General features: G+C 31.4%; 7 protein-coding genes. 5 read left to right on the plus strand and 2 right to left on the minus strand.

Annotated elements, in window-relative coordinates:
- Positions 1–419 (minus strand): Glu/Leu/Phe/Val dehydrogenase dimerization domain-containing protein (locus V5784_RS04050; protein WP_336887774.1); only part of this gene is annotated, 419 nt, incomplete at its 3' end.
- Complete coding sequence (locus V5784_RS04055) at positions 397–582, minus strand: Glu/Leu/Phe/Val dehydrogenase dimerization domain-containing protein (RefSeq protein WP_336887775.1); 186 nt, start codon at positions 580–582, stop codon at positions 397–399. The genes V5784_RS04055 and V5784_RS04050, both read right to left, overlap by 23 nt.
- A gap of 404 nt (positions 583–986) precedes the next feature.
- Here V5784_RS04055 and V5784_RS04060 point away from each other — a divergent pair, with 404 nt between their 5' ends.
- From V5784_RS04060 to murJ, 5 genes are read left to right on the plus strand one after another with little or no spacing between them, the layout of a single operon-like run.
- Positions 987–3,989, plus strand: coding sequence for a DNA polymerase (locus tag V5784_RS04060; RefSeq protein WP_336887776.1), 3,003 nt, complete (start codon positions 987–989; stop codon positions 3,987–3,989).
- A 12-nt stretch (positions 3,990–4,001) separates the two neighbouring features.
- Complete coding sequence (gene whiA, locus V5784_RS04065) at positions 4,002–4,898, plus strand: DNA-binding protein WhiA (RefSeq protein WP_336887777.1); 897 nt, start codon at positions 4,002–4,004, stop codon at positions 4,896–4,898.
- Between the two features lie 13 nt (positions 4,899–4,911).
- On the plus strand, positions 4,912–5,841 hold the full coding sequence (locus tag V5784_RS04070; RefSeq protein ID WP_336887778.1) for a bifunctional riboflavin kinase/FAD synthetase: 930 nt from the start codon (positions 4,912–4,914) through the stop codon (positions 5,839–5,841).
- 11 nt (positions 5,842–5,852) lie between these two features.
- Positions 5,853–6,542, plus strand: a complete 690-nt coding sequence (locus V5784_RS04075; protein ID WP_336887779.1) for a segregation/condensation protein A — start codon at positions 5,853–5,855, stop codon at positions 6,540–6,542.
- Position 6,543: 1 nt separating this feature from the next.
- Positions 6,544–8,004, plus strand: coding sequence for a murein biosynthesis integral membrane protein MurJ (gene murJ / locus V5784_RS04080; protein ID WP_336887780.1), 1,461 nt, complete (start codon positions 6,544–6,546; stop codon positions 8,002–8,004).
- Positions 8,005–8,506 lie beyond the last annotated feature (502 nt).

Raw genomic sequence — 8,506 nt, forward strand, 5'->3', positions numbered from 1 at the left:
AAATCATATCCTAATAAGTATTTGATTAAGAAATAACCAGTTTGTCCTGCACCTTGTACAGCGAAAGTTCTGTCAGCTACAGAATCAGATCCGAAAGCTTCTTTTAAAGTAGCTTTTAATCCAGCAAATACTCCCCATGCAGTAACAGGTGAAGGGTTTCCAGATTTTCCAGGTAATCCAACAACATGATCAGTTTCCATAGCTAGGAATAACATGTCTTTAGTAGTAGTATTAACATCTTCAGCAGTAATATATCTACCGTTTAAAGATTGAACAAATCTTCCTAATCCTCTGAAATAAGCTTCAGATTTAACTATTTTAGGATCTCCAATAAGAACAATTTTTCCACCACCAAGATTTAAACCAGCACAGGCAGCCTTATATGTCATACCTCTACTAAGTCTTAGAACATTCTTCAATAGCTTCATCCTCAGTAGCATAGTTCCATAATCTTGTTCCACCTAAGGCAGGTCCTAAAGTAGTATCGTGAATAGCAGTGATTCCTTTTAATCCAGTAGCTTTGTCGTGAAAGAACACCAATTGCTCATGTCCGAATTTTTCCATGTAGTCAAACTTTTTCATTATTAATCCTCCTTTTGATTATATTGTTTTGTTTATAAACGTTTAAGTTGTTAATTTGTCACTAGTAAGTTTATAATCTATTTTCTTACAAAAATCAATGTTTTTTTTGAAATAGATATGTTTTCTTTTTATAGAAAACATATGTACTATATTATAATTACTTTATATGTTTTAAAGTCCGATAATTAACTTAATATAAAATTTAAAAACATAGATAATAAAAACAAATAAAATACATGAAATCTACAAATAAAATCTAAATAAAAATAATTTATGATATAATAAATAGTAATAATATTATTTAAATCTAAGATTAAATCTATTTAATTGAGAATAAAATAATATGATATATTTCATAGAATCCCAAAAAAAATTAAAATGAAAAAATATAAGGAGAAAATAAAATGAAAAAAGCAGTATTATTAGATGTAAGTGCAATTATGTATAGATCATATTATGCACATATGAACCTTAGAACAAATTCAGAACCTACCGGTGCAACCTTTGGATTTTTGAATACACTTCTAGGAGTACTGAAAGAATTTGAACCTGAATATATAATAGGGGCTTTTGATGTAAGCAGAAAATCTTTGGAGAGAACTAAAATTTATGATAAATATAAATCAGATAGAAAACCCATGCCGGATGATCTGACTTTACAGATAAAAAGAATTGAAGAACTACTGGATGTATTTAACATAAAAAAAGTAAAGATAGAGGGCCATGAAGCTGATGATGTCATGGGAACCTATGCAAAGGAACTTTCAGAAGAGGGGATAGAAACCTATGTAGTCACTGGAGATAAAGATCTTTCCCAAGTTTTGGATAAAAATATAAATATTGCTCTCTTAGGTAAGGGCGATGGAAAGAGCAGGTTTGGAATTCTCCGAACCCCTGAAGATGTAGTGGCACAACTAGGAGTGACACCAGAATTAATTCCAGATCTATTTGGACTTATTGGAGATTCCAGTGATGGTATACCAGGTGTGAGAAAAGTAGGTCCTAAAAAAGCAATTCCAATGTTAGATCTATATGGAAACTTAGAAGGGATATATGAAAATGTGGAAAAATTAAGTGAAATACCTGGAATAGGAAAGGGTCTCGTAAAAAATATTATCGAAGATAAGGAGCTGGCATTTTTGAGCAGAAAATTGGCAGTGATAAAAACAGATATCGACCTAAACTTTAATTTGAAAGATATGAAATATAACAAAGATTTGAGTAAGCTAGTGGAACTGTGTAAGGAATTAAACTTTAAAAGTTATATAAAAAGATTTACTTTAGAATTAGAAAAAGAAGAAAAGGAAAACCCAACTTTGAATATTCAAGAGGTGGATGACTCAGAAAAAGAGACTTTAGAAGAGACAAATTCTCAAAGAGAGTTGGAACTTGAAAAAGCTTTAGAAGAAATTTTAAAAGTTATAGATACTGCATCTATAACAGTGGAAGAATTTGAAACCTTAGAAAAAAAGATAGAAGGAAATTTTTCTAAGAATGAAAAAAAAGAAATAGAGATTTTAATAGGAAAAGAGTTTGAAAGGAGTAATGTTGTTGATCTAGATGGGATAGAAAAATTAAAAACGGAGATAAAAGAATCTAGTCAGGTGGCACTTTTTACAAATGAAAACGGAATAATATTTATCACAGATAAGGGAAGCCAATATGTTTCTTTGAATCCAAGTGCTCTCATAACAACTGAGATAACCTTAGATGCTTTAAAGCCATTATTTCAATTAGACACACCATATATAGTCTATGGTTATAAAAAATTATTAAAATTAGGGATAGATCCTAAAAATATAAAGTGTGATATATTTATAGGAAACTATCTTTTGACCAACCATACAAAGGAAGAGTTTGAAGGTATAGTCCTGGATAGAGATGGTGAAGTTTTAAAAACACAAAATGAAATTTTAAAGGAAAAATCCATTGAAAAGATGAACTTAGAAGATATGCATGAATTCTTAGAAGTCAGAGCTAAGTTTCTATATAGGTCAGGTGATAAGTTTCTAGAAGAATTGAGTAGAGATAAGTTAACAAAAATATACAAGATCGAGATGGATCTGGTTAAGGTCTTATATAAGATGGAAAACGAAGGAATCTTGATTGATTTGGATTATTTTAAGGAATATCAAGCAGAATTAGCTGTTAAATTAGATGAGATAATTCCTCAGATCAAAGCTGAAGTGAAAAAAGGTCTGGAACACAAGGTCAATATGATGGAACTAACTGAAGGGGAGATTAGAGATACCCTTCTTCAGCTAGGAAAACTTAACTATAAGAAAAAATCAGAATATACTGCATATGAGCAAAAAATAGAGGTGGCTGACTTAGAAGAACTCCTGAATAACCACTTGGTATTTAACATAGCATCACCTAAACAACTGGGAATAGTATTGTTTCAACTGATGAAATTATCCAAGGTAAAAAAAGAATCAGTAGGAGTAGAAGTACTAGAAGTACTTCGAGATAGGGATGGCGAAATGATAGCTAAAGATATCTTAGAATATAGAAAATTAGCTAAATTACAGAGTACCTATGTAGAGGCACTTCCTAAATTAGTTGACGAAAACAGCAGGATACATACAACATTTAATCAGACAGGAACGGCAACAGGAAGACTGTCATCATCTAATCCGAATCTGCAAAATATTCCAGTGAAAACACCAGAAGGCATAAAAATCAGACAGGGATTTGTGGCAAAAGATGGATATAAACTCTTGGCTATCGATTATTCTCAAATAGAGCTAAGAGTTTTAGCTGAGATAAGTAAAGATGAAACCCTAATCCTTGCCTATAAGCAAGATAAAGATCTCCACGATCTCACAGCTAGAAAATTATTTTCTTTAGCAGAAGACGAAGAAGTAAGTCGTGAAAAAAGATCTTTGGCAAAAATCGTTAATTTTAGTATAATTTATGGGAAAACAGCATTTGGATTATCTAGTGAACTAAAAATAAGCCTCGATGAAGCCAAAGAATATATTTCTAGATACTTTAGCCAATACCCAGGGGTAAAAGCTCTAGAAACAAAAATAATAGAAGGTGCTAAACATGATGGATTTGTAAGAACCCTATATGATAGAAAAAGAACGATAGACGGGATCAATGCTACTAATAAAAACATTGTAAAACAGGCTGAACGGATGGCAGTAAACTCTGTGATTCAAGGGACGGCAGCAGATATTTTGAAGGTAGTAATGGTTGAATTAAATAAAAAACTAGAGGGTAAAGAAGATATAAAGATGAATTTGCAGGTTCATGATGAACTGATCTTTGAAGTGAAAGAAGATAAAATCAAAGAATATGCAAAACTTATAAAAAATATAATGGAAACAACTGTAAAACTAGATCATGTGAAATTAAAGGCTAATGTAGCTATGGGTTATAATTGGAGTGAGGCTAAATAGATAGGAGTGAAGATGTCATATACGTTTAGGATAAAAGATGAAATTTTTAGTAAAGAGATAGGCCACTATGATGAAAAATTGGCTGAGATCTACGGAATACTTTATTCAAAGAATGCATTTTATGAAAAAAAAATTGAGATAACTTTGGAAAACTACCCCCTTTCAGAGAGGGTAGTGGAACTCTTTACAGAATTAACTGAATTAAAAACATTTATAAAGTATTCTATTAGTAAAAAGCTAGGGGAACATAAGGTGTATGTGGTAACTATACCGTATCAGAATGGATATAATAAATTTTTAGACTCTTTTAGGCTAATAGAAGAACAGTTAGATGAGAGAGAGGATCTATATAATGGTTTTCTCAGGGGGTTATTTTTAGCCTGTGGATATATAAAAGACCCGGAAAAAGAATATGCAATTGATTTTTTTATAGACTCTGAGGAGGTAGCTGATAAACTCTATCTGCTTTTAAAATTCAGAGGTAAACGGTGTTTTAAAACAACTAAAAGGAATAAATTCTTGATATATTTGAGAAATTCAGAGGATATTATGGATGTTTTGGTAGCGGTAGGAATACTCAAAGAGTTTTTTAAATACGAAGAAACAATAATGTTGAAAGAAATAAAAAATAAGACTATTCGTGAGATAAACTGGGAAGTGGCCAATGAAACTAAAACTTTGAATACTGGAAGAAAACATGTACTAATGATAGAGTATATAGATGGAGAAATCGGTCTATCTTCTATGACCACAGTACTACAGGAGATGGCTATGCTAAGGTTACAGAATCCAGAATTTTCTCTCCATGAATTAGGAGATCTTATTAATTTGAGCAAATCTGGAGTTAGAAATAGATTCAGGAGAATAGAAAAGATCTATAATGACTTAAAGGAACAAGAAGAAAAATAATAAGGAGTATAGTATGAAGATCATAGATGATATATTTCAGTTAGAGGAGAAAAATCACGATCTATGTGTGGCGATTGGAGCATTTGATGGAATACATGAAGGTCATAAAAATGTAATTGAAGGGGCAATTAAAAGGGCAAAAAAAATAGGCGGAAAATCAGTGGTGTTTACCTTTGATAAACATCCTAAAAGTTTTATGTCTCAAAAATCAGCTCCTAAATTAATAAACTCAAAGGAGGAGAAGATCCACCTCTTAGAAAAATTAGGAGTAGATTATGTTATATTTCAAAAATTTGATAAAAAATTTTCAGATCTTACACCATTAGAATTTTTAAAAATATTAAAGACCATCAGAACTCGTGAAATATTTGTAGGATTTAATTTTAGATTTGGTGCAGGAGGAGCAGCTACTGTTGATGATATGATAGAGATGGGGAAAACCTGCGGGATAGAGGTAAATAAGACAAATCCTGTTATTTCGGAGAAAAAAGTGATAAGTAGCACTTTAATTAGGGAACTTATAAGCTGTGGAGAATTAGACAGGGTAAAAAATCTATTGGGATATAATTTATTTATAATAGGAAATGTAGTACATGGGAAAAAGTATGGACGTCAATTAGGATTTCCTACAGCAAACTTAGACTTAATAGACAAGATCTATCCTCCCTTTGGGATATATGGAGCCAGAGTGCAGATAGAGGGATATGATAAAGTCTATGATGGTGTAGTAAATATAGGTAGAAATCCAACTCTAAAAGACGGAGAACTTAGTGTAGAAACTCATATATTGGATTTTTCAGACTATATATACGGAAAAAAAGTTATTGTGGAGTTGATACAACATCTTAGGTCTGAAAAAAAATTTAAATCCATAGAGGAACTAAAGGCAGCCATTGCCAACGATGTTTTAATCTGGAAGGGATACCTACAAAATAAAAATTAAAGAAGGTAAAAATGAACTTAGATATTAAATTAGAAAACTTTGAAGGTCCACTAGATCTTCTGCTCCACCTTTTGGAAAAAAAAGAGATGAAGATAACAGAGATAAAAATAAGTACCCTTATAAATGAATATCTTTCCCTTATAGAGGACGCTAGAAAAGAAAGTGTCTCTATCAAGGTGGAATTTTTAGGAGTAGCCAGTGAATTACTAGAAATAAAAGCACTATCTATCTTAAATATGAGGGAGAAAGAGAAAAAAGAGGAAGCCCTTTCTCAGAAACTTGCAGAATATAAATTGTTTAAAGAATTAAGTGGGAAAATAAGGGAATTAGAAAATGAATACAATGTTTCTTATACTAAATTCACTAAGGGGAAAAATATAGTAAAAGTTCCAAATACAGATTTTGATCTATCCAACTTGAGTGCGAACTTGATATTTGATATCTATTCTAAATATATAGAGAATACAGATGTATATGAGATCGATATTGATATTAAATATGACCTGGAAGAGGAAAAAAAAAAATTATGGAGGAGTCTACCTACAGGAAGGATAGTTTATTTAGAGAATATCTTCTCTAAAGCTGTGGACAGACTTCATTTGATATATCTGTTTTTATCCCTCTTGGAATTATACAAAGATGATGACATTGAGATATTAGAACACGGAATAAGACTAAAAACTCCTTGTGAGGTGATCTAGGATGTTTAGAAATGGCATTTTAATTATGATAATTACCTTAGCCAGTAGAGTTTTGGGACTGGTTAGAACAGCACTTATTGCTTATTATTTTGGCGCTACCAAATATACCGATGCTTACTTTAGTGCTTTTAAGATAAGCAATTTTTTCAGGCAATTATTAGGAGAGGGAGCTTTAGGGACGGTATTTATCCCTGTCTACAACGATAAGGAAAAGAAATACGGAGCTGAGAGATCTAAAACTCTGATATATTCAGTTTTAAATCTATTATTTATATTTACAAGTCTGCTAACCATCCTTATGGTTATATTTTCCGACAATATAATAAATTTTATTGTGACAGGATATTCAGAGGAAACCAAGGTAATAGCTTCTAGACTCCTAAAAATAATGGCTGTCTATTTTGTATTTATAGGCTTAGCCGGAATGATTTCTGCTATATTAAACAACTTTAAAAAGTTTTTGATCCCTGCAAGTACCTCACTATTTTTTAACTTTGCCATAATAGTCAGTATAATGGTTTACGGTAAACAATATGGTGTAAAGGCAATGGCTGTGGGAGTAGTTGTAGGAGGGTTATTACAATTTTTAGTGGTTTTACCTGCCTTTATAAAGATAGTCAAAAACTATGAATTTAAGATAGATTTGAAAGATGAGGATCTAAAAAAAATCTTTATCCTGATGATACCTATGCTATTTGGGATATTTGCCAGGCAGATAAATAGTATAGTGGATCAGTTTTTTGCATCTCACCTGGCTAGTGGTGGAGTGTCTGCACTAGAAAATGCTACGAGGATATATAATTTGCCTCTAGGAGTATTTGGTATTTCTATAGCAACAGTAATCTATCCCACCCTGTCTAAGGCTGTCTCAAACAATGAAACTGAGATAGTCAAAAAGAGTCTTCAAAAGGGACTGAATTTTTTACAATTTTTAATCATACCTAGTATGGGGGCCTTGATATTTTATGCGAAAGATATAATAAAATTAGTTTTAGGTCACGGAGAGTTTACACAAAACTCTATAAAGATCACCTCTGAGAGTTTGATCTATTATTCGGTGGGGTTGTTCTTCTACACAGCAGTACATTTGATGAGTCGTGCATTCTACGGGATGAAAGATACCAAAAGACCTGTGATATTTAGTGTGATATCTATAATAATAAATATCATTTTAAATGCAGTATTGATAAAAGAGTTCCAGCACAGGGGTCTAGCACTAGCAACAGCTATAGCATCCATGGTTAATTTTATGTTGTTATACATTACATTCAATAAAAAGTACATAAAGTTAGACTTATCTCATATAGTGAAGTTTAAGTTTAAAGTTGTTATAAGTACAGCTCTAGCCCTGGGAGGAAGTTTTTATCTAGATAATATCTTTATAAAACTGATAGTTTTTTCTGGGATCTATCTGGCTCTTTGGGCATGGCCTCTGAAAAAAAACAAATTAGAGGTATTTTAAAATTTATACAATTAAAAGATGATTTCTGTATTCTACAGGAGTCATCTTTTTTTTATCCCAAGGTATCAGTCAGTTGAATAAAAAGAGCTCCTGTGTTGTAGCAATAAACCTCTTCTAAGTCAATTTTATACTAAATATTTCTAGAATGTGATAATTGTTGGAAGCTATAATTAGGGAATTTAAGGATTAAAAGATTTAAAAAAATAATAATAGATAAAAATTCATTCTAAACCCTTATTTTAAAGGCTTTATATGGGTGATACCAAAGATTCTATCCACTTCCCCAACTATATATAAATTATATTGTTTAAATATGTGGTGTTTATAGGTTGTGTCTCATTATTTTTCCAAGTAACAGGATGTTTATGGTGGTCGTGTTTGTCAAACAGTTTATGAAAAAACTTAAGCAATTTTTTGAGTACCAAAATATACCTTAGCAGGTGTTTCATAATCTAAAGAACTATGTCCTCTATCGTTATTATAAAAATTAATATACCTTTTT

Source organism: Psychrilyobacter sp. (genome assembly GCF_037132775.1).
Lineage (GTDB): Bacteria > Fusobacteriota > Fusobacteriia > Fusobacteriales > Fusobacteriaceae > Psychrilyobacter.